The organism is Marinomonas arctica (assembly GCF_003259225.1).
GTDB lineage: Bacteria > Pseudomonadota > Gammaproteobacteria > Pseudomonadales > Marinomonadaceae > Marinomonas > Marinomonas arctica.
The window spans coordinates 1-23424 of the sequence record NZ_QHJF01000020.1 but is presented as its reverse complement, the minus strand read 5'-3'; the positions used below and the strand labels follow the sequence as shown (position 1 = coordinate 23424).

Genomic DNA, 23424 nt, shown 5'->3' with positions numbered 1-23424 from the left:
AGCATTCCGGTATTTAAAATAATGTCATGTGACGGATGCTGTATGGCAAGTTAAATGCCAACTCCATAAAAAACTCTAACCAATTGATATTTATGAAAATAATAAGATAAAAACACATATTTACTTGCGTTCAAAACTATAACTTAAGTTATAGAAAAAAGACGTTTGAAAAGAAACTGTCAACTAGAGCCTACGAAATATGCACACTCCATACACTTAATAACAAAAGCTATGGCTATAACTTTTGTTATATTGCAAAAAAATTTAAGCTCATTACGTATTCCTATTTTCCTTTCCCATGCTTTTTTTATTCTGTCCATACCGTTAGTATTCGCTTCAATAACATTAATAAAAAAGACATTTCACCCATGCTAAGCTCATTAACAATACGTACTTTGGCCTCTTTATTGTGTTTATTTTTAGGCTTGGCGTCCTTATCCAGTCCGCTCTCTGCAAGAGACAGCAATGCGGCAGTACTGGCTGGAAAAAGGGTGATTTCCGTAGGGGCAGATTATAATTTTCCGCCTTACGAATTTGCGGGAGAGGACGGTGAGCCAACGGGCTACACAGTTGAACTCACACAAGCCATTGCAGAAGTGATGGGGGTTCATATCGAAATAGAAATGGCCGATTGGCAAACCATATTTGAAGACCTACATTCTGGTCGTTTAGATGTTCTTCAAGGCATTGCTTATTCCGATGAACGAGCTCGGAGCATTCGTTTTTCATCTGCACATTCCATCGTAAATTACTCAATATTTGCTCGCAAAGACTCCCCCGTTATCAACGATGTAACGCAGCTCAAAAATAAAGAAGTGATGATCCAAAACGCCAGCATCATGCACGAATACCTAATTGATAATAATATTCAGGCCATCATCATCCCCGTTCAAACTCACGCTGAAGCACTGCGTTTATTGGCATCAGGAAAACACGACTACGCATTAACGGCAAACTCTCCTAGCCTTTATCTAAGCAAAGAAATGCAGCTCAATAATATCCATGCCATCGCCAGCCCAATATCGGGCCAACGCTTAAGTTATGGTGCATTGCCCAAAAACGAAGACATTATCGCTCTGTTTAACGAAGGCCTAGCCATCCTCAAAAATACCGGTAAGCAACAACAAATTTACGAAAAATGGTTTGGAGCCTTAGAGCCAGCGCCTTTTCCATGGAAAAAATTAGGGCTGTACGCGGCTTCTATCATTATCGCTTTGTTGCTCGCCATCGGTGCCATAAGCATATGGAACGCGATGCTGAGAAAAGAAGTAGAAAAGCGCTCTAATCAGCTAAAATCACAGCAAGAACAACTTATTCAAGCGGATAAAATGGCCTCTTTAGGCATACTTGTGTCAGGGGTGGCTCACGAAATAAACAATCCGACGGGCTTATTGATGCTCAACCTTCCCATCCTAAAAGCCGCTTGGATAGATGCGCTACCCTATTTAGCAAAACACGCCCAAAATGACCCTAGTTTTTCACTCGCGGGCCTTAAGTTTGAGCGTTTACGTCAGGAGTTACCGTATTTACTAGACGAAATGGATCAAAGCACATTGCGCATTCGCAACATAGTAAACGACTTAAAAGATTTTGCCCGCGAAGAACCCAATGAAATCACTCAAGAAGTTAACATAAACGACGTGGTGTCCACGGCCATTCGGTTGGTAGACACCAGCATTCGAAACGCCACCGATGACTTTGAACTTTATGTAGACAAACGCGATCCAATCATCATCGGCAGCGCTCAACGAGTAGAACAAGTAATGATTAACTTAATTATCAACGCTTGTGACGCCATAGAAAAACGCCAAGATAGCATTCGTGTCACAACGACTTTAAGCTTGGATGAGAAAGAGGTCCTTATTGTCATTGAGGATCAAGGAAAAGGCATTGATCCTGCCAATCTTATTCGCTTAACCGACCCCTTCTTTACCACCAAGAGAGAACAAGGTGGAACTGGATTAGGGCTGTCTGTTTCTGCCGCGATTATTAACACCCATCAAGGGAAATTAGCCTTTGATTCGGAAGTAGGTAAAGGGACTTGTGTGACGGTGTCTTTCCCCGTTTATCAGCCAAATACAGCAATGGAAGGCGCCTTCAGCAACACTGATATTTTTGAATTACCTAAAAAAAATAAGAGCCTTTCATGAAACATAATCTCTACCCTCAGTTTAAGATTTTATTGGTTGATGATGAAATCGCCTTTCTTAGAAGCATGTCATTAACCCTAGAAATACAAGGCTTTAACCATTTAATAACCTGCTCCGATCCAAGCCAGATTCCTTCACTCATGGAAACGGAAGACATCGGGCTCGTTTTGCTCGACCTCACCATGCCCAAAGTGTCGGGCCAAAAGGTGTTGGCCTGGCTAAAAGAAGAATACCCCAATGTGTGTGTCATCATTATCAGCGGCGTCAATCAAGTGAATACCGCTGTCGAGTGCGTCAAACAAGGCGCCTTTGACTATTTTGTGAAAACGTCAGACCAAAACCAAATCCTAGACGGTTTAAAACGCGCCATTCGCACCCAAGAGCTCACTTTAGAAAACCAAGCACTGCGAGCACAAATCTTATCGAACGAATTGGAAAAGCCGGATGCCTTTGCCAACATTATTACCTCAGATCAAACCATGTGGTCTGCTTTTCGTTATATCGAATCAATCGCTAAAACGCGCCAACCGGTTTTAATTTCTGGTGAAAGTGGTGTGGGCAAAGAGCTCATTGCCAACGTCATTCATGACCTAAGCCGTTGTCCTGGTCCACTGGTAAGCGTCAACGTGGCAGGGGTCGATGACAATGTTTTCGCAGACACCCTATTTGGACACGCTCGTGGTGCCTTTACAGGCGCCGACAAAACACGGCTAGGCCTAGTAGAAAAAGCGGCTGGAGGCACATTATTTCTGGACGAAATTGGTGATCTCAGTCTAGCCTCTCAAGTAAAACTGTTACGCCTTTTGCAAGAAGGTGAGTACTACCCTGTTGGAAGTGACAAGCCTAAAAGAATGGAAGCCAGAATCGTCGTTGCCACACATCAACAATTATCGCAGCTACAAGCGGAAGGAAAATTTCGTAAAGATTTATTTTTTCGCTTAAAAACCCATATGGTGACGATTCCACCGCTACGAGAACGGTTGGCTGACCTTCCTTTATTGATTGATCACTTTATGACATTAGCTTGCAAAGAAATGAACAAGCCAAGCTTAACGGTGCCAAAAAGCCTATCAGTTAACTTGTCTCAGTACTCTTTTCCAGGCAATGCTCGAGAGTTAAAAGCCCTGATTTACGATGCCGTAAGCCAAAGCACAACGGATGAACTAAACTGCGCGCCTTTTGAACCCTTATTCAACCGAGAAAAAGCCGTCGACCTCTCGGAAAACACTCTCCTCTTTCCCCCTCATAGCCCATTACCGACACTGAGTAATATGGCGGACTTATTGGTTGAGGAAGCCATGAAAAGAGCCAACAGTAATCAATCACTCGCAGCAAGAATGCTAGGCATTTCACAACCAGCGCTCAGTAAGCGGCTAAAAAACATGAAGGAAAACCACGGCAAAAACGAAAAAGACACTTGAATACCTCGCTGAATCAGTGCGATAGTCGGTGTCCTAGAGTATGAGGTGATTATGGAATTAGTGGCATTTGATCTAGACGGCACCCTATTAAATCGGCATCAGCGCCTTTCTGAATACACACTTGAGACGCTTGAGCGTTTAAAATCGGCGGGGGTTTTCTACACGATAGCGACGGGCCGAACTCGTTTTGCCGCGCTGCCATGTATCCAAGGGCATGACTTTCCTAACTGGCAAATTTTTAAAAACGGTGTCGAATGGTGGGACCCTCAACAAAACCTTTATCGTCATCGTCACCTTCTGTCTCAAAGTCATATTTCAGAACTGCTGAGCTCTTTTGAAGAAAACCAAGTTACGCCCTTTGTTTTTTGTCTAGAAGACGATGGATCCCATCGTGTTTACCACTCCCCCCTGAGCGGCCATCTGAGCGATCACATTGCTAATGAGTTAGGGAATCACAAAAACATGAGCCTCCATCCTTTAGCTGAACTCTCACACAACGCAAAAATCACCAATATCAGCGCCATGGGACGACCAGAGTTTATTGAAAACATTGTGCAAGATACCCAAAAACACAGCCATTTAACGGCGTATTCTGGCGGTGGCATCTATAATCCAGAGGCATTCTGGTTAGATATTCATCACAGCAATGTGTGTAAAGGTTCGGCATTAATGGAACTAAAGGCAGAAATCGGTGCCCAAACAATGCTAGTCTTTGGAGATGGAGACAATGATCTCTCGATGTTTTCAGTCTCTGATGAGGCGTTTGCTACCGAGAACGCCTTGCTTCATATCAAAGATGCGGCCACGGATGTTATCGGTCATCATGACGAAGACGGTGTTGCACGTTATTTAAGAAAAAGGTATGACTTGTAGCATATCTGTTGTTTAAAGTTACCAAAAGACAACATAAATGCCTTTACCCAACGATCATTTTGAACCATGATTGTTAAAAGAATAATTAGTTTGGAGAAATGCCATGTTTGAATTTTTGTTATTCATCGTTGCCTGCGCAGCAATTGCTTTCTTGGTCGCCAATATCCAGAAACAGACAACACAGCCGAAAACAAAGCTGCAACCGATTAAAATCGAGCGTGAAGAACAACGTCGTCCAGTACCGCGCCACAGACGTCCATACTAAGTTTTTTATTCTCCATACTAACCGAGCACTCCTCAAGCCAGCCTGGGTAAAACCAGTCTGGCTTTTCTATGTGCTAATACCGTATTCCTTTAATTTGTTCGCTATCGCACTGTGGCTCATTCCAACGGCTTTCGCTAATCTTCTTGTGCTTGGAAAGCGAGGATAGAGTTGTTTGAGCAAATCCGCTTCCCATTGTTTTACCGTGACTTCCAATGAGTCGGCAATCAATGTGCGATTGATCAAGTCATGACATTCCGGCAGACAAATATCATCCACTTGCCATTCCCTGTCCTTGACGGTCAAAAATGTCTGCAAACACGTATTTTGTAACTCTTTTAAATTTCCAGGCCATGCATAAAGTGCCAACTTAACAAAAGCACTTTTTGAAATAGTGGGCACGGGCTGGCGATAACGTTCCGATAAGGCCGCGACAATGTGTTGTACCAAGCCTTCCAGATCGTCCTTACGCTCTCGTAAAGAAGGCACAGATAACACCAGCGTTGCCAAAGAAAAATACAGCGATTTCTGTATTCTAGTACCATCGGCTAACTGAACTGGTGTCAAAGAGCTCAGACACACAACCCGCATACGCGCACCAAAGCTCGTACTCTCACTCGGTTGACGTGCAAGCCAATTCGCTAACGCTATTTGAACCTCATCATTCAAATACTCAACGTCCTCGATCACAAACCACCCCGAGCTTTTTTCCAACGTCGGAAGGTGATCCCTTGTCATGTCTCTAGCAGGACAAATAACCAGCTGCGCCTCAGAATCAGCTTGGCCTTTATGCCAATACTGAAACAAAGCATTGATCAAATCGCGCTTGCCTGTTCCCATTTCCCCTTGCACAAACAAAGGCTGTGGCACATCAGCAAAAGCCTTTGCTTGCCGAAGCGTTCGTCGCATGGCTTCACTTTTTGTCACCACTGGCAAAAAATAGCTTTCTAGGCGATTTTCAGCATCAGGCGCTTGTTTTAGGCTGTCCGCTTGACGGTCTAAACGTGCTTTCGATTTTACGTAAATCACCGTTCCTGCAGGGTTGGCCATACCATCGTCATCACAGACAAAGATCGGCTTCATTTCCAGCAATAGGGTTTTATTGCGAATGCGTATTCGCTTGCTCGTGCCTTCTTTCGGATTCGCCCAAGTCTCTTTAGAAAAATACATACCTTTTATAAAGTGCTGCAGCGGTTTATGCAGCAACTGCGCAATAGGCACCTGAAGATCTTCCGCCGCCAACTCTGTCACCATGGTGATATGACCTTTTAAATCAACCGATATCACGCCATCTGGCAAGGCCTCAAGCAAGGTATAAAGGGCGTTGTGCTCTCTTTCAGAGGGCGTAAACATAACGATTTTAACGTCTTCTACGCTGTCTAAACGACGAATATCCGCCAATAACCGCTGTAACTTTGCAAAAGGGATATCGGAAAAACCACAATAAATACAGCGGCGCTTGGTATCCACTTCAACCAAACGCATGTCAATTTGATGAGGGATAAACAGGTCAAGGGCTTCACGCACCATACCAATTCTGTCTTCACACTGAATTTCTAATCTCATGGTATTGCTAATCTCATGGTCATTTTCTTGCTTCAGAGCGAAGCATTACTTTTCCTTTGAACTACTTTTCTTTTGAACTACTTTTCTTTTGAACTTAAAAGCAACAAATTTTGCTGCGGCGCAAAGGTTTCATACAGGGGCAATACCGCCGCCCCCAACACTCCCGCCGTATGGCCTGTTTGGGCGATGCGTATTATGGGTAATGGCAGCATACTATGAGCCATCAATGAGCGCTCCATGCTTGCTATTAAAGCGTTCAATACGCAAGTCGGTAAACGCCCACCAATGAGAATCGCTTCCGGATCATACAAGGCAATCACCGAAGCCAAAGCTGGTGTGACTTCGAATGCCACCTCTTCTGCCCATTGATCAATAAGACAAGTGTATTGCGAATCTTGCCAGGCCACTGGCGTAGCTGGCCATAAGGCTTGCTGTTCCATAAAAAAACGTCGCAATGACGACAAAGATAAGGCTTCAAGAATCCACTTGCCATGCTTTCCCGTGGCGGACGGAATCAAACCAAAACTGCCAGCTTTGCCATGCGCACCAAAATAACACTCGCCATTGGCAACAAAACTGCCACCACAGGCCGTACTCACAAACAGGTAAAAGAAATGCCGTTGTGGCACCTCTGATGCCAATAATAATTCACTGGTTGCGGCGGCCACGGCATCGTTCTCACAAAAACATGGCAACCCCGTTAACTGCATTAGCCAAAATTCAAATGCATCAGACTGCCAGTAAGCTAACGCTTCTTTTAGCCTGTCTAAGTCCGCCCGCTGGTCGGTATCCGTTACTAAAGTCTCCAGCCACGAATCCATATAATCGGGTCTGGCCAGCCCAACGCCCTGCACCTTACTCCAATTTGCCCCTAAGGTCGCCTTGACCTCTTCAATCAAGTCTTCAGCGATTTTTTTCGCAAGCATTTCTGTCGGAAAAGACACCACGCGCTCTAACAACAAAATACAGCGACCACTAAAATCCAACAGCGCCGCACTGATATGGTCTCGGTCAACGTTAATGCCCAATCCATAAGCGCCTTGTTTGTTGATGCTTAATTTGACCGAAGGCTGCCCACGACGGCCTTTTACCTTGCCGTCAATCTGTAATAGCTGCCGCTCAAGCAAAGACGAGGTAATCACCGAGATCGTTTGAGCGCTTAAGCCAGTTCGCTCTGCAATAGTGACTCGGGATATCTCAGGATGCTGACGCACCAAATGCAAAATAATTCGCTCGTTGTATATACGGCTTTGTTCTGAGGTACTACCAGACGATTTCATATAATCCACTCTCATTTTGAGCTCGCAAACGAACACCTTCTCAGCTCATCGCTGGGATTTAATAAATCTAATTGATTTAATCACATAACTCATTAAGATGAGAAGTCAGCAATCGCTCTTATAAATAACTTAAACAACAATAAAAAGGCTAGCATTATACAGCCAAAGCAAAGGACAACGTCATGCCTTCTTTTCCAGAGTTTAGCTCAATTGCTTTTTTACAAGACCACATCCAGTCGACAATGGGTTTCTATCAACCAAACTGCATTGATCCTAAGGGTGGTTTTTTTCATTTTTTCAAAGACAATGGTGACATTTACGATGCCGATACCCGTCATCTCGTCAGCAGTACACGTTTTGTCTTTAACTACGCCAAAGCCTATCAAGCTGAAGGTAAGCCGGCTTATTTAGACGCCACTCGTCATGGACTTGAATATTTGCGTGGGCGCCATCGTCGTGAAAATGGCGGCTACGTTTGGCTGCTCAGCAAAGACCAAAACCTCGACGAAACCAACCACTGTTACGGTTTTGCATTTGTGATGCTGGCTTATGCGACCGCTTACAAAGCCGGCGTAAAAGAAGCCAAACCGTGGATTGAAGAAACCTTTCATACCATGGAAGAACATTTCTGGGATGCTCAATTCGGTTTATACAAAGATGAAATATCCAGCGATTGGCAGAACGTTTCCCCTTACCGTGGCCAAAACGCCAACATGCACAGCTGCGAAGCACTGCTTGCCGCCTATGATGCAACACATGAACATCGTTATTTAGAACGCGCTACCCTAATCGCGAAACACATTTGCCAACGCCAAGCGGCGTTAGCAGGTGGTGAAATTTGGGAACACTACACGCCAGATTGGCAAGTGGACTGGGATTACAACAAAGACAACCCAAAACATTTATTCCGCCCATGGGGATTTCAACCCGGCCACCAAACAGAATGGGCCAAACTGCTGTTATTGATTCATCAACGCTCACCACTTGATTGGCTGATTCCAACGGCTCAGACACTGTTTGACTCAGCTTGGCAAAAATCTTGGGATCACGACAACGGTGGCCTTTGTTATGGCTATGACCCAGAGGGCAATATTTGTGACGGTGATAAGTATTTCTGGGTTCAAGCCGAATCGTTTGCCGCCGCCGCCATGCTTGCGATCCTAACCAAAGAAACACACTACTGGGACAAATATCAGCAACTGTGGCAATACAGTTGGTCCCACATGATTGATCACCAATACGGCGCTTGGTTTCGCATTCTCACCCAAGACAACCAAGCCTACGATGACTGCAAAAGTCCAGCCGGAAAAACCGACTACCACACCATGGGCGCGTGTTATGAGGTGATAGACCAGCTAACCAAGGCCAAATAATCCCCTCGCTCACTCGTGGGCGACCTTTGTAAGACCTTTGCACGATGCTACGAGCAAAGGTCTCATTCTATTTAGTGGCAAAATACAGTATCATGCAGCCCCAACGTCAGTGGACATGAGCCTCTTTCCTTATGCAGTTAGACAAAATAGATCTCAACTTACTTCGATATTTGGACTCCTTACTTCGCGAGCAGAATGTCACCCACGCCGCCAATCAGTTGGGCATCACTCAGCCAGCGATGAGTAACGGACTAAGACGTTTAAGAGATCTATTCCACGACCCACTTCTAGTTAGAACCAGCGACGGCATGATGCCAACCGCACTCGCCATACAGCTGCAACCTCGTGTGCAAAGCATTTTACAAGCGGTCGATGAAGTACTGCACCTAGGCCAAAACTTTGAAGCGGAATCAAGCTCCCGAGTGTTTCGCATTATGGCCAGCGACTACGCAGAAGCCACGCTCATTCCGCCGCTGATGAAAAAGCTACAGGATGAAGCGCCCAATGTCATACTCGATGTCATGAACCCAAGCGATGTCAGCTTTCATGATGTGGAAAAAGGTAAAGTAGATTTGGTGATCAATCGCTTTGACACCCTGCCACAATCTTTCCACCAAAAGTCCGTTTGGGTAGATCATTTCTCCTGTCTAGTACCTGCCAATTCTGACATTGCCAACAATTTCTCTTTAGAAACCTACCTTGCTTCCCCACACGTTTGGGTCAGTAAAACAGGCTTCGGTGTTGGTGTTGGCATTCAGCCAGAAGAAGTGCAAAAACTGGGCTGGGTCGATGGCACCTTGGCGGACTTAGGCTTTAAACGCAATATCCGCCTGTTTACACGCAATTATAATGTCGCCATGCGTGCTACGGAACAATTGGGGTTGATTGCTACGTTACCGTCATTGGCCACCCGCCTGATGAAAGGCAATCAAAGTGTTGTTGTACTGCCGCCCCCGTTTGACATTCCACCAGTAGAATTAAAAATGCTGTGGAGCCCATTGTTACAACATGATCCCGGTCATATCTGGCTGCGCTCGACCATTGCGGGCTGCGCTCGAACCATCGCAGAAAACAATAATTTATAAAACAACACGCAGAAACCAAAAAACGAGCCTGATGCTCGTTTTTTGTTTATGACCACCAGCATCTCACTACATATTATTCAACTGCTGTAGCGATTCCTCTGCATTAGATACGGTTCTTTTCAAATCCGTAATATGTCCATTTTCTATGCTGTAGCACCAACCATGCACGTGCAACTCTTGACCCATTTTCCAAGCGTTTTGCACGATACTGCTCTGGCAAACGTTCGCCACCTGCTCCACCACATTTAACTCGCACATACGATCAAAACGCGCATGCTCATCTTCAATGCCATCCAACTCTTCACGGTGCAAACGATAAACATCTTTGATATGGCGCAACCAGTTGTCTATCATGCCGTGCTCTTCCGTTCCCATGGCCGCTTTAATACCACCGCAACCATAATGCCCCACCACCATAATGTGTTTTACTTTTAACACGTCCACAGCGAACTGAATAACAGACAGGCAATTTAAATCTGTATGCACCACTACATTGGCAATATTACGATGAACAAACACTTCACCAGGTAAAAGATCCACAATCTGGTTTGCGGGCACACGACTGTCTGCACAGCCAATCCATAGATATTCCGGCTTTTGTTGTTTCGATAAGGTAGAAAAAAACTCTGGGTCCTCTGCCGTCACCTTGGCCGCCCATTCTCTATTTTTATTAAACAGCTCATCTAAATGACTAGACATAATTTACTTCCTTAATTTCTTTTTGATACCAACGCAGCTTAATGTCCGCCGTCAGTGTAATAGAGTTAAGCTGCTTTACCGCCTCGCGGCCATCATAGGAAGCCTTATGGATATGAGGTGTCATGCTCAACAATTGTTGAATGTGTAACTGGGAATCCAGAGTAAAAGTAAAGCGTTCGGCCTGCTCATGTAGCAACTCAAAGCCAGGCACACCCGCCGCAAATGTGGCTTTATACTCATGAATGGATGGATAGAGTAATGTACGCAACTCAATCAAATGATCGGCACCAGACTCCACCAGCAATAACACGCCATGATCGCTCAATACTCGAGAAAACTCAGTAAATACGGGAAAGCCAAACAAGCACAGCACCGCATCAAAGCGTTCCTTTGGCATCGGCAAACTGGCATTACTGGCCACCAGCCAACTGATATCTTTATCGCGCTTACTGGCGGCCGTGACCGCCCATTTGGAAATATCCAATCCCATACGTTCAGCATTGATACCTTGGTCAGACAAGACACGGCCGATTTCACTGAGGTAATAGCCCTCTCCGCACCCAGCGTCAAGAATACGAACCCCGTTGTGCAAATTTTCTTTTGGCCAAGATGAGAGAATTGCTTGAACGATAGGCTGATAGTGATGTTGATTAAGAAAAGCATGGCGCGAAGTCACCATTTCCTTGCTATCGCCGGGATCTTTAGAGCGTTTGTTTTGCACTGGAAGAAGATTGACATAGCCCGTTTTGGCCAAATCATAAGTGTGTCCGTGTTGACAAATTAGGCTGCGTTCGCATCTTTGCAAGGGCGCAGAGTCTATCGGACAAGAAAGATTTTCAAGCGTCGACACAATGTATCCATAGTTGATTAATAAGCACTATTAACGATAAGGATAACCTATTAGTAAGATACTGAACACGAAAAAAAGCCCTGCCATAATGCTTTCTTATTTCAACCGTTCACGCCAGCGAATCGTGACTAAACGACGGCTCTATGACTATCAAGATAGACAAGAAAATCACCGCTATTCAAAGGTTTAGAAAACAAATACCCCTGCACTTCTTGGCAATGATATTTATTCAACACATCCACTTGGGCACGGTTTTCGACGCCTTCTGCAATCACTTTTAGATTCAGGCTATTAGCCATCGCAATGGTGGCTTTGACAATGGCGTCATTATCACTGTCCAAACCCAAATCATGAATAAAAGAACGATCGATTTTTAACGTTTGAATAGGGAATTTTTTCAAATAAGCCAATGAGGAATAGCCCGTGCCAAAATCGTCAATCGATAAGGTTAAGCCAAGCTTACGAAAGCTGTGCAGTTTTTCAATAGACTGCTGTGCGTCGACCATCAACATACTTTCAGTAAGCTCAAGTTCGAAATATTTCGAATCGACGCCCGTTTCTTCAAGCACTTTCTCAACCATATCGACCAAATCTGCCTGCATAAATTGCCGACTGGACAAATTGACCGATAATTTGATATCCGGATAACCTGCTTTGCGCCATTCCTGTAACTGACGGCACGCCCTGCGAATGACCCACTCCCCTAAAGGCAGAATAAGACCGCTCTCTTCTGCTAAAGGAATAAATTGGTCTGGGCTGATCATGCCAAGCTCAGGATGAATCCAGCGAATAAGGGCCTCAGCGCCCACAACCGTCTCATCAGGAAGGCGAATTTTAGGCTGATAGTGCAAAATAAATTGCTCTTCTTCTATCGCTTTTCGCAACCCACCGCCCAATGTTAGATAAGCATCAATGTTATCCGCCATGCTACTTTGATAAACAAAGCACATATTATGACCCATGGATTTTGCACGATACATGGCCGCATCGGCATTTTTCAGTAGATTATCCACGTTATCAGCATGTTGAGGGTAACTGGCAATGCCGATGCTGGCGGTGATCATCATTTCCATTTTGGCGACAGGATAAGTGTTGCTGGCATTCTGCATAATGCTTTCGGCAATGCTTTCTAATTCTGAGATGGAATGCGTGTTCTCTAACACCACAACAAATTCATCACCGCCCAAACGATACAGGCAGGCCCCAGAAGGAATACTCTCTTTGATACGTTCCGCGACTCGTTGAATCAGCTCGTCACCGACTCGATGACCAAAATTATCATTGATAACTTTAAAACCATCTAAATCCAAATACAAAAGACCAAACTGTCGACGACGCTTACGGGCATTAATCAGCGCACTTTCTAGCTGATGATAAAGCAAATTACGATTAGGCAAATTGGTTAAACCATCGTAATTATTAAGACGATAAAGCGCCACCTCATGATCTCGCTCTTCTTGGATATCGTGAGTTAGCAGATAAATCATGTTAGTTAAGGGATGATAAGACACTTCTATCTTATGCCAACGTATTCCGTTTTGTGTCGCCAGCCGAATTTCTTGGAATAAATTTTCTTGATGAGCCAAACGACGAATAAAACTATTCGCCGCGCCAGACACAGCAAACAATTCACGGACGTGTTTAATCCCCCCAAAATGGGTAATAAAATAGTCACTGGCCTCTACAAAAGCACCATGCCGATCAAAAATAGCGAAAGACAAACTTCGAAATTGCGCCAACAAACCAGCATGATGATCAAGGAGGGAATCGACCTGAGAAACAGCAACAACATCCACTTGGGAAGCGGGGTGAGCTTCAATAAACAACCCTTTACGCGCGTTATCTAGAGCAATGACCGAGCCACGAACCTGATACTCAACCCCATCTTTGGACGTAAATGGCCACTTAAAGGGCAAGCTTTCACCAATATCAAGCGACGCCAAATGGAGAGACAAACGCTCTCTTAATTCACTCGGAATAGCACGTTGCCCCGATTTAATGTCGTTCAAAGAGCCTATTAACAAGGCTTCAGCCGCTTGATTACAGCACGGTACACTTGATTGCTCTACGTCTATAATCCACGCGGCTAATGGCATTTTAGCCTGCAGTAACTTTGATAAATCGGTCATCTACTTTTTAATACTACTAGTTTGTAAAGCAACTAAAGTGCATCTTAATATTGGATTCTGTTTCACCAAGAATCTGGCACAATAAATACGTTTCTATTATGTTCAGCATTACGCACAGCTCGCCATAAAAGTACATGTATGGGGCGGCTGTCATGTAGGAATTCGCTTACAAGATTGTAGGCAGATTGTAGAGAATTGAAAGCGAAATTATCAGTTATATTTTGATTCGCCAACCAGTGAGGCTTTTGTAAGATAGAAAAATACGAAAAATGTGGCATGAGCAAGGCTATTTGAGATACCCGTATCCAGCCACCATGCTCTGTTTGTGCTAACCAAGCCGTCACATCGTCAGCATCATTCAAAGCAAGGTATAAACGCCCAAATATCAACAAACTGGTCTGCGGCACACGATCTTTAGCAAACTCCGCAATGGCAGAAAACCCTTCTTGCATTTGTAAAATCTGTAACTGATGCTCTCTGGCTCTGGTCACTTTTTTTAATAAACTATCATTTTTATTTGGCCCAATCCAATCATGGGGAAAAAGATCAGGACGCTCTAAATAAAATTTAACGGCGATTTCAAATTGATGAAGCGCTCCGTCCGGTGTTTCCACCAGCATATCCACTTCGCCCAGCGTCTTTCCTGACCCCGTTATTTGAAAATGTTCGCGAATAACCGTTAAACAAGACAAATGCTCTATCGCAAACGAAAACAGACTTTCAAAGTAGCTGCCCAAAAAATGTGACTTACATTCAGCAAGGGCATTAATCAATGGCGCAGGCACCTGATCCAGTGCCAATAACCGCGCTTCAACATCGGCCACCCAATAGGCTTCAAGGTAAAAATCTCGCTCGATATAATGCCCTTCCACCAACCAAGCAAGGTCTTTCACCAAAGGATGATGAAGCTGATCAGAAATCACAATGCGCCACTTAAATGTTGATCGATGCGATTCAAACAATTGACAAGATGCGCGACGTTGGCTGAAGGCTTATGTTTAAACGCCTCTTCCGCCATGGGAGAAATATGACAGCGCACAGGCAAATCACTCCCAGTGGCTAACAAGGTTTTAAAACGCTCTATCATCACAAATCGCAACCACTGCTCAAACCGCATCGTATCAATACAAAAAGGCTCTGTACTCTGTAAGGCCTCGTTACTTGGCGCACCACATTCCCAAACACCACAATCTTGCATCGCCATTTGCAAGTCCATCAATAAATCCGCCAACACATGATGGTTAGAAAAGGCTTTTTTCAACCTGATTTCTCCTCTAAAAAACGGTAAGATAACGCATCTTTTTATGTAACTTTCTCTTTATACAACTGTCTTTTATTCAACAAAGGGCGCCCACTGCGCCCTTACTTGCAAAACGAGCCCATACTTTATCATGAACAAAATAGAATCGCTTTCTGACTTATTTGATATGGTCGGATGTGATGTGAGCTACTACGACCTAGGACGCAACATCACCAAAATCACTCCGCAGCAAGCCATACAGTTCGATCGCAAACAGCAAGCCTACCCTTTTCCCTTTCGCCAACACGCTTGGCTAGCTTGCCTGTTAACATCAAAAGACACGGCAAAAAAAGACAGTGCCAATGCGGGCGTCATTTGGTTTGTTAAACTGCCGCTCGACGAAGCGGGTTGCCTAAATCTTGGTACGCGAGATCACTTCATCAAAAGTATTGTCGATAAAATACTGCACAAAGGCGAAGAAGCAGGCTTATCAGAAGCTCTTGAAGACAATCCTTATGTCTTCAAGCCAGATCAAGAACGCATGGCCAGTTTTCACGCTATTCTTGGCAAGAATCTTCACAAAGCCCCTTCGCATTACTTTGACGACGTGGTTAAGCACTTGTCATCAGACGTAAACAAACAAGACGACAGCTGGCAAACACTCGGGCTGCAAGGCATTGCCGAACTCGCCGCCAGAGTAGACGAAGACACATACCAAGCGCTCATACAAAAAGCCATTCAACACGCCGCCAAGCCCGTTGTCAGCGCCCTATGCCATGCTCTTGAGCACGAAACACTGTCAAGTCAGCTACAAGAAACGCTGATTGCGCAACTGCAAACAGAGCAAGACGCACTCATGCAAGCAAGCTACCTACGCGCCTTATCCAGAGCCGAGTTAAACAATACATTGTTATTGCCACTGTTTGGTTTGCTTGGCAGTCTAACAGAATGCCAAGACAACGACCTTCACCCCATTGCTGCTCTCGCCGCAAAATGCCCCCATTGGCTTGGTCAAAACCCACAGCTACTGCGTATTATCATGGAAAAACTGGCGCACCGAGAAGACGGCTACATCGCTTTCAGACAAATCGCTGCCGAACTGAGCCAACACCCTGAAGCCAAACAACCCCTTTGGAGCTTGTTACGCTGCGGCCACGTCAGCCCGAAACTGGCCCAAGCGGTAAGTTATTTATTCACACAGACGCCCACATCTGTCCAGTGATTGATTGAGCGTCGTTGGAAATAACAAGAATGGAGTCTGGAGCGTCTGAAATAGCAAGACGCTACCGACTCTAGTTTCTCAATTATGTCTAAATGACCAACACAACATTCATCTTACTAAGCTCGCAGATACTTACTTCAAGATAGAAAGGGCCGCCATCAGTATGCGCTTAACCAACTGCGGATCTTCACCTCGTGCAAGCTGTGACGAAGCATGACTTAGCTGTGCATCGATATAACTGGCAGCAAACTCTGCTGACATATCGGCAGTAAATTCACCTTTGGCCTTTGAACGCTCTATCCATTTCTTATAAGTCGCTATTGCTTGCTCTTGAATCAAATCAATTTGTGCTCGTGTCGCTTCACCTAAATGCATCTGCGCTTCACGCATTTTTATCAACAGACATCCTTTCGGAGCCCCTTGACTATCATTTATCGAAGCGGCAAATAATACTAGATTATCAAGCGTCTCTCGAAACGCTGCATCCGCGCTCAACATCTGCTGAACAGGACTTAGCACCTCTTGGTGATACTTAAGAATGACGGCTTTCATCAAACCATCTTCGTTCAAAAATTCACGATAAAGGCCAGGCTTCGATATATCACATCGCCTACAGATTTCATTAAGAGACAAATTACCGATGTCCTCTTTCCAATAAGACGCCATTGCCACATCCAAAACGTGTTCACGATCTAGAGTCTTTGGTCGCCCTCTTGAAGGCTTACTTGGATTCAAACTCATTTTATACCACCTGGTATTTTAATTTGACAGACTGTACATTTCCGCTTATTGTACCGACTGGTATTTAATTAGCAAACCGAATAGGAAAGAAACATGAGCAACACAAAAAAAAGCATCGTTATTACAGGAAGCAGCAGTGGCTTTGGTCAAAAATCAGTAAAAGATTTTGCCGATAAAGGCTACCAAGTGTTCGCCACCATGCGAGGCCCAGAAGGTAAAAATTCTGCAGTTAAAGCAGAGCTGGAAGCGTATAGCGATTCAATTCAAGTTGTTGATATGGATGTGACCAACGACGAATCAGTCAAAAACGCCATTGCGAGCATACTAAATAAAGCCGGAAAAATTGATGTTTTGCTAAACAATGCGGGCGTAATGTATCTTGGTATTACCGAAGCATTTAGTATTGACCAAGCTCGGGAGCAAATGGAAACCAACTACTATGGCGCTATGCGCACTATTCTGGCCGTTTTACCTGCGATGCGTGAAGCTAAGTCTGGCCTTATCATCAACACCTCATCCATGGTTGGCCAAATTTCGGCACCGTATTTCTCTACCTACGCCGCAACCAAACACGCATTAGAAGGTTACCTTCAAGGCTTACGCTACGAAGTAGCACCATTCGGTATCGATGTCGCCATCGTACAACCTGGCCCCTTCCCAACAGGCCTAAGTGCGTCAGGACAACAACCGTCACGCACAGACATTTTGGACAGCTACGGTGAATTGGCAAACATCCCTGCCGCCATGTTCGAAGAATTCGGTAAATTTATGCAGAGCGATCAAGCACCTAATCCACAAATGGTCGTAGATGCTTATTTAGCCCTAGCAGACATGCCTACCGGTAAACGCCCAACACGCACACCTGTTGGCTTAGTTTGGGGAGTTGATGAAATTAACGCAGCTAAACAACCTATCCAAGACCGTGTTTTAACAGAAATGCAACTAGACAAGGTTCTAGGCGGCGCTGACGTATAAGTTCCGTCATTAGGGGCAAAGGAGGCGGCGCCCCTTTTCAGACAGACGTCAGGCTAGCGTTGAGAATGAATAAGGTCAGATAAGGAACATGAATCATTTTTCGTCTGACCCTTTATTCCCCGCTTTATTCCCGTATCTTCATCAAGCCTTAATCGTGACTTGCTTCTTGAGCTTTTTAGCGTAAGGGTTTTTGACTGAATTTGAAAAATCATAATGATCACGCATAGCGATAATCCTCTAGTTTTCATCCGTAGTAGACAGTAAATACTTGCGTAAATCTCTTTCTTGCCTCAATAGATGAAGGATATAGACTGAATCGCTATCGACTTTGTAGAAAACACGGCAAGGATTCACTACCACCTCTCGATAATTTAGAGTCGAAATTTCTTCAGGGATTCTACCGGAGTCAGGAAATTGTTCGAGTCTCTGCACCTTACTGAAAACATTTTCTACTAATTGCTTCGCAGCGTACGGATTACTCACTGCAATATACTCAGCAATATCGTTCAGATTATTCAGTGCTGGCTCAGTCCAAATTATTTGAGCCATTTACTCATTTTCTCTTTGGCTTGCGACATATCCATTGTTCGACCTTCACGGATGGCCTGCTCGCCCTTCGCAATACCTTCCAAGATCTTCATCCGTTCCACCATCAACTCGTAATCAGCAACATCAAGCAAATAAGCTGATGGCTGACCATGCTCGGTTATGAGAATAGGCTCTTTTGACTCACGCAAGTCAGCAAGCAGCTTCGTTGCCTGCCTCTTTAATGTAGTAACGACTTCGGTTCTCATAGCGACACCTCAGATTAAAATGTATCACTATAGTATCACTCCAATTTAAAAAGAACTAATACTTGCCATCACCAGCTTATAATTATCTCTAGTCTCAATAATTGGCAAACATTCGCTCAACCGATCACGTAGGTCAGATGAGACGAGGAACGAGGCGTGATCTGACGGGACATCCCCCCTCGACGCCGCAGTTCAATTTAAAAGTGAACACCTTGATCAGACAGGCTTCTAAAAAGTAATGTTTATGCTCATAAGGCTAACGCCAACCATCAGCGACGTACGCATTTGGTACATCCGCTGGATGGTTTTGTTAGCTCTTTATAGCTCTCTACCCTGGTCAATGCTTCTAAGTAAAAGGCGACCTAACGGAGTAATTTCATAGCCTTGAGCCTTGATCATCCCTGTTTTTTCATCGAATTCGGGAGACTCACCACGTTTAGGCTTTTTAAATTTCTGACGAAGAAGGCCAATATTTGCAAGGTGGATTCTATGTGTTTGAAATAGTGTATGCCTATCAATCTCTTCTTGGGCGGAGCCCAAGTGTGCGATAGGAGCCGTCAGTGCATCTTCGTGCTTTTCCCAGAACTCATTATGCTCTTCCATGCCTCTGTAAATGGCATGAGACTTCAAAATTAATACTTCAAGATCATTCATCTCGCCCAATATTGTAAGAAGCCTTTTATGCTCAATGTGTTCTAACTCATCGCTCGTTAGGCTGTTTTTGAGTAATGAGGCAATATAATCTTTACGTTCTTCAGATAATGCCCTCGAAGCCTGAATGAAGCCATCCTCCATCAAATCCACTGATTCTTGAGACGTAATTCTTTCTTTGACCTTTTCTTGATCTTCTTCTGATATCTTGGATTCCAATAGTTGAAGAAGAGATTCAAGCCTATCGATTCGTTGATTTGGAATTATTGCACCAACAATTTCCGCAGCCAGTGGACCTACAAAAGGAATTGCACCAACAAGCCCTTTGCCAAGAATCGTTGCAATATCAGTTCTCTTTGTGCTCATAGTGTCTCCCTCTTAGAGCTAACGCCAACAGCACGCACGGCTGCAGAATGGAGGCGAAGCCGCAATGTAGTAGCCGTCGCCGTGCCTGTGATTGTTAGGCATTAGTCAAACTTGATCTCTATAGATTCAGTTACTGTGACCGCCATGTTGTCTCTGGTATGTCCAACAAGACAGCAAAACATATATCTGACCGCTTCGGTGATAAGTTTATGCAGTTTCTGCTTGTCATGCACGACTGGCACCACCCAGTCGCCGTTAAACTCCCGCAAACTTTCCTCACTGATGTTTCCATTGTGTGCGGCCGAATTTCTCAATTTGACCAGCAAATCAATGACATCTCGCCCTTCTGGCAATTGCACGCCGCATTCAGTAGCTAACAATGCCAAGTCGCCAGAAAAACCAATTTTCTCACTGAAGCTTCTCAGTCTTTCAGCAAATGACGAGGCGTTTTCATTATCAGATGCTTCTTCAAATAAAATGAGCTGGAACAATATCTGATTGTCGATTTCCGACTCTCGAAGGGAGGCCCTAAACAAGCGAAGCAATAGCGAAAACTTTGCATCAGTCTGCGCCCTATGCTCAATATTGGGAAGAGCATCAAAATATCCGGGAATATTAGTTCCGTGCCGGATAACACGATCAGAGGGTATATAGAATTTGACACCAGGATTTTTCGATGATTCAGCAAAGGCACAAAGTGGAGTCGCAGGGTTAGCGGAAATTACAGACAAAGCACCAACAATGTTTTCCGCTTCACTCTCTTTACTTTCTATCGCTTCAACAAAGCTATCGCTCTCAACAGCCTCAAACTCTACAAGCGTGCAATGCCCAGTGCTCGCGTAGTTCCTCAGTGTGTTTTCGAGATCTCTTCGTATAAAACTAAAACGTATTGATTCAAGCTTCTTCTTGGCGTCATGGATCTCACCGGCAAAACCAGTAGGTGACAGCGGCTTTACGGTCGCGGAAGGGAGCCTGATTTCTTTTTGAACAAAAGATCTGCTGAAAACGAATCCGACTCTGTATGTTTCCATGGCTCCCTCTTGCCTAACAATTAAGGGTTATACAGCAGCGTAGCTGCGGCTATAACCCACTGTTGAACGGCTGCGATGTCTATATAGGGGATTTGCTTTTTTCATGGTAGGACTTCCCTGTTATATAACTCGCTAGATACCAAAATCTGTTTGGACGTTGCCGCTTCAGATGGTCTTTGATCGCCGCTATGTTGATTCTTTATTTGCTCTTTTGTAGCGCGATTTGGCCAAAGAGGCAAGCGATTCCCTCAGACCTTATGACCTGATCTGTTTTTATACTCTGATCTCACCATGTGCTAACGCAGAATTCTATCAGGACACACATGTTAAAAACCTTGTAAATACTGACTTTCTAAAGTACATGTTTTATGAACGGTCCTTCTTAACGGTCTTTAAGGTTTGGTTTTAAGTCCAATATACCACTTGGGCTCCATTTCGTTAAAATCGGTTCGAACATTAGAAGCCAAATAACTAGCAGAATCGAGAACAAGGTCTCGCCCATCCACACGTTTAAAAACAACCCAGTGCCAAAAATCTCTCCCCTCTTCCTGATGATGCTTGATAGCCAACAACGCCAGATCAGGCAATCCGCCCCAAGATTCAAATAGGATTTCATTCTCAGTAGCCTCAACACCAACACGAGACAGCATATGTCGAACATATTGCGTATCCGACCACAGCGATGTATCAGAAGCATAAATACCCATTGAATTCGCTAACGCCTTCATCTCAGCGTAACTTTTACCAACAACATTAGCCACAGAAGCAATCCCGCATCCTGTGGTTTCTTCTTGTATAATGGGACTAATCACAGCCGCTCCTTTTGTGCACAACGCCAGTATGCAAATATTTACCAACTACATACTGGTCTTTTTGTCTCAATATCATATTTTGATAGCGTCTATCTTGTGGTCGGCCATTGTACATAAAACGAGGCAAGGCTCTTTCGACTCCGAACTGAAAACACGCTCTCCACTTGCATTCCAAATTGAGTTATTACCGCATGAGGACCAACCGCCCGTTGTAGATATATGGTTGCTCAAAAGCACAGGAAAACCATGTGTTGCAGCAATAGAAGACAACATTTTGGCGTCTGCTTCAAAGCCACGTTCAGATATTAAAGCGCTGGCAATGTATATATCAGCACCCAGTTCGCGTGCTTTTTGAGCGTGTTCTGGTGATGCAAAATCTGCGCATATCGCCAACGCAATTCGATAACCATTTACAGTGAAAACGTAGTCAACCACACCGCTTGAACAATGCTTAGCCTCACCTTCATGCAAATACTGCTTAGCATAGAACTCTCGTGTCCCATCAGGAAAACAAATAACCGCTCCGATGGTTGGTTTGGCGTCCCTTCCCGATGTAAGAGTGACTTTAAGAGGACACCCTGCGAGAACAATAATGTTGTGATCTACTGACGCTTGAGATAACGCTTCGAACACATGTGATGTTTCAGATAAAGCCAGTTCTTGAGCAAGTTCAAGCTCATAGCCCGTCAAAGATAACTCAGGAAACACCACCACATCAGCTTTGCATGATGAAGACTGCTCAATCATCCTAATATGCTGTGCGAGATTTTCTGTCACATCACCTTTAACAACAGGAACCTGAGCCAAACTGACACTGATACTTGTTTTCAACATCTCTCCTTAACGCACTTCAATTGATAACAGATTTTTGACAAATTAATTTGATAAGCACAAGCATGTTAAAAACCTTGTAAATGCTGGCTTTCTAGGGTGCGTGTGTTATTAACTGGTATAAAATATTAATGATGACATGCTTACTCCGAAAACTAACGCCTCAATCAGCCGACACTCCTGCAGTCGGCTGTATTGGCTTGTTAGATTCGTCCTGTCGTACTTGTTGAAATGATTTCACCGAATTCTTCGAGACAAATTCAATACGTTTTGAGTCAGGATTCCAGACCATGAAATATTGGTCGTAACTTCTTGCTAGGACTCTTTGCTCGACATCATCACCTATATTGAACTCATACAATTTTCCGTTTGGTACTTTTTCTGCCGCTATAGCGCCGAAAAACACAACGAGTAGCAATGCTGCAGGAAGCCAGCGCGATGTTAAGTAAAACGAGCGACTTGTTCGTTCCATTATTCGTTGATGATTGAAAAAGAAGTTATGGAGAATAAACCACCATATGATGGAGCCAAACATCCACGCTTGAAGAGGTAGTTTTACCCCCAAAAAAGGTGTAATCGGAAGAAATATAACAAATGCATAAACTGGGTATTTCAGTGAATATCTGAACCAAGCAGTGAACTTCGGTATTGGGGAGGTGGCAATCAACTCCTCCTCGGTCATACCTTGCTCGATTCGGCGATTGAATAGCTCCATTACAGTTACGCCGAAAACCATTAAGAGTATTGTTGGCGCCCATATAAGAGAGCTTCGAATGTGGTCTGATAAAGACGTTGGAGCTTCCGCCAATGAAACGCCCAACCACAGCAGGAAACCATAGTCATATGACACCGAAACAACCAATATAGCAGCACTGAATGTAGCAATCAGTGCTGGAAGTTTTTCTACTGACATCACTTGTTTCACCATTATGCTTTCTGAATCTAACGCCCGCAGCACGCGTGGCTTTGTAGTGAAGGCGAAGCCGCAACGGAAAAGCCGTCGCTGTGCCTGCGTTTGTTAACTGTATATTGCACGTTCGCTTGCATCTCTTTCCTTATTGGGATCTTCTCGG

23 protein-coding genes are annotated in these 23424 nt (G+C 44.4%); 8 read left to right on the top strand and 15 right to left on the bottom strand.

The window, feature by feature from the left end; translation table 11 throughout:
- Positions 1-368 precede the first annotated feature (368 nt).
- The 4 genes from DK187_RS12715 (at position 369) to DK187_RS21110 (ending at position 4709) form a co-directional block, all read left to right on the top strand.
- Positions 369-2150 (top strand): transporter substrate-binding domain-containing protein, encoded by a 1782-nt coding sequence (locus DK187_RS12715; RefSeq protein WP_111607726.1) that lies wholly within the window; start codon positions 369-371, stop codon positions 2148-2150.
- Positions 2147-3571: a sigma-54-dependent transcriptional regulator gene (locus DK187_RS12710; RefSeq protein WP_111607725.1), complete on the top strand. Its 1425-nt coding sequence runs from the start codon at positions 2147-2149 to the stop codon at positions 3569-3571. Before DK187_RS12715 ends, DK187_RS12710 begins: the two co-directional genes overlap by 4 nt.
- 51 nt (positions 3572-3622) lie before the next feature.
- Positions 3623-4444, top strand: coding sequence for an HAD-IIB family hydrolase (locus DK187_RS12705; protein ID WP_111607724.1), 822 nt, complete (start codon positions 3623-3625; stop codon positions 4442-4444).
- A 103-nt stretch (positions 4445-4547) separates the two neighbouring features.
- Positions 4548-4709 (top strand): hypothetical protein, encoded by a 162-nt coding sequence (locus tag DK187_RS21110; RefSeq protein ID WP_157959137.1) that lies wholly within the window; start codon positions 4548-4550, stop codon positions 4707-4709.
- A gap of 66 nt (positions 4710-4775) precedes the next feature.
- Here the strand turns inward: DK187_RS21110 and DK187_RS12700 are convergent, their stop codons facing one another.
- Both DK187_RS12700 and DK187_RS12695 read right to left on the bottom strand, forming a co-directional pair.
- Positions 4776-6272: a TyrR/PhhR family helix-turn-helix DNA-binding protein gene (locus DK187_RS12700; RefSeq protein WP_111607723.1), complete on the bottom strand. Its 1497-nt coding sequence runs from the start codon at positions 6270-6272 to the stop codon at positions 4776-4778.
- Positions 6273-6349: 77 nt separating this feature from the next.
- A complete protein-coding gene (locus DK187_RS12695) occupies positions 6350-7552 on the bottom strand; it encodes an ROK family transcriptional regulator (protein ID WP_111607722.1) in 1203 nt (400 codons plus the stop codon).
- A 182-nt stretch (positions 7553-7734) separates the two neighbouring features.
- Here DK187_RS12695 and DK187_RS12690 point away from each other — a divergent pair, with 182 nt between their 5' ends.
- Positions 7735-8925, top strand: coding sequence for an AGE family epimerase/isomerase (locus DK187_RS12690; RefSeq protein ID WP_111607721.1), 1191 nt, complete (start codon positions 7735-7737; stop codon positions 8923-8925).
- Positions 8926-9056: 131 nt separating this feature from the next.
- Positions 9057-10010 carry a LysR family transcriptional regulator gene (locus DK187_RS12685; RefSeq protein ID WP_111607720.1) on the top strand — a complete coding sequence of 318 codons (954 nt, stop codon included), beginning with the start codon at positions 9057-9059 and terminating at the stop codon, positions 10008-10010.
- A gap of 66 nt (positions 10011-10076) precedes the next feature.
- Here the strand turns inward: DK187_RS12685 and can are convergent, their stop codons facing one another.
- The 5 genes from can to DK187_RS12660 all read right to left on the bottom strand — a co-directional run bounded on the left by can (position 10077) and on the right by DK187_RS12660 (position 14949).
- On the bottom strand, positions 10077-10709 hold the full coding sequence (gene can / locus DK187_RS12680; RefSeq protein WP_111607719.1) for a carbonate dehydratase: 633 nt from the start codon (positions 10707-10709) through the stop codon (positions 10077-10079).
- Complete coding sequence (locus tag DK187_RS12675) at positions 10702-11559, bottom strand: putative RNA methyltransferase (RefSeq protein ID WP_111607718.1); 858 nt, start codon at positions 11557-11559, stop codon at positions 10702-10704. Before DK187_RS12675 ends, can begins: the two co-directional genes overlap by 8 nt.
- 128 nt (positions 11560-11687) lie before the next feature.
- Positions 11688-13688, bottom strand: a complete 2001-nt coding sequence (locus tag DK187_RS12670; RefSeq protein WP_111607717.1) for a putative bifunctional diguanylate cyclase/phosphodiesterase — start codon at positions 13686-13688, stop codon at positions 11688-11690.
- Between the two features lie 62 nt (positions 13689-13750).
- Positions 13751-14611: a DUF1853 family protein gene (locus DK187_RS12665; RefSeq protein ID WP_111607716.1), complete on the bottom strand. Its 861-nt coding sequence runs from the start codon at positions 14609-14611 to the stop codon at positions 13751-13753.
- Positions 14608-14949: a YqcC family protein gene (locus DK187_RS12660; RefSeq protein WP_111607715.1), complete on the bottom strand. Its 342-nt coding sequence runs from the start codon at positions 14947-14949 to the stop codon at positions 14608-14610. Before DK187_RS12660 ends, DK187_RS12665 begins: the two co-directional genes overlap by 4 nt.
- 130 nt (positions 14950-15079) lie before the next feature.
- Here DK187_RS12660 and DK187_RS12655 point away from each other — a divergent pair, with 130 nt between their 5' ends.
- Complete coding sequence (locus DK187_RS12655) at positions 15080-16150, top strand: DUF3549 family protein (protein ID WP_111607714.1); 1071 nt, start codon at positions 15080-15082, stop codon at positions 16148-16150.
- Between the two features lie 132 nt (positions 16151-16282).
- Here the strand turns inward: DK187_RS12655 and DK187_RS12650 are convergent, their stop codons facing one another.
- Positions 16283-16891, bottom strand: a complete 609-nt coding sequence (locus tag DK187_RS12650) for a TetR/AcrR family transcriptional regulator (protein WP_111607713.1) — start codon at positions 16889-16891, stop codon at positions 16283-16285.
- Positions 16892-16984: 93 nt separating this feature from the next.
- On the opposite strand from DK187_RS12650, the gene DK187_RS12645 reads away from it, so the two are divergent.
- Positions 16985-17866 carry an SDR family oxidoreductase gene (locus DK187_RS12645; RefSeq protein ID WP_111607712.1) on the top strand — a complete coding sequence of 294 codons (882 nt, stop codon included), beginning with the start codon at positions 16985-16987 and terminating at the stop codon, positions 17864-17866.
- A gap of 237 nt (positions 17867-18103) precedes the next feature.
- On the opposite strand, the gene DK187_RS12640 is transcribed toward DK187_RS12645, so the two are convergent.
- The 7 genes from DK187_RS12640 to DK187_RS12610 form a co-directional block, all read right to left on the bottom strand.
- A complete protein-coding gene (locus DK187_RS12640) occupies positions 18104-18415 on the bottom strand; it encodes a type II toxin-antitoxin system RelE/ParE family toxin (protein ID WP_111607711.1) in 312 nt (103 codons plus the stop codon).
- Positions 18403-18660, bottom strand: coding sequence for a type II toxin-antitoxin system Phd/YefM family antitoxin (locus DK187_RS12635; RefSeq protein WP_012069454.1), 258 nt, complete (start codon positions 18658-18660; stop codon positions 18403-18405). Before DK187_RS12635 ends, DK187_RS12640 begins: the two co-directional genes overlap by 13 nt.
- 318 nt (positions 18661-18978) lie before the next feature.
- A complete protein-coding gene (locus DK187_RS12630) occupies positions 18979-19677 on the bottom strand; it encodes a hypothetical protein (protein ID WP_111607710.1) in 699 nt (232 codons plus the stop codon).
- A 101-nt stretch (positions 19678-19778) separates the two neighbouring features.
- Positions 19779-20708, bottom strand: coding sequence for a hypothetical protein (locus DK187_RS12625; RefSeq protein WP_111607709.1), 930 nt, complete (start codon positions 20706-20708; stop codon positions 19779-19781).
- Between the two features lie 392 nt (positions 20709-21100).
- A complete protein-coding gene (locus tag DK187_RS12620) occupies positions 21101-21520 on the bottom strand; it encodes a hypothetical protein (protein ID WP_111607708.1) in 420 nt (139 codons plus the stop codon).
- Positions 21521-21592: 72 nt separating this feature from the next.
- Positions 21593-22354 carry a carbon-nitrogen hydrolase family protein gene (locus tag DK187_RS12615; protein ID WP_204355630.1) on the bottom strand — a complete coding sequence of 254 codons (762 nt, stop codon included), beginning with the start codon at positions 22352-22354 and terminating at the stop codon, positions 21593-21595.
- A gap of 160 nt (positions 22355-22514) precedes the next feature.
- Positions 22515-23264, bottom strand: a complete 750-nt coding sequence (locus DK187_RS12610) for a hypothetical protein (protein WP_162623515.1) — start codon at positions 23262-23264, stop codon at positions 22515-22517.
- Between the last annotated feature and the right edge of the window lie 160 nt (positions 23265-23424).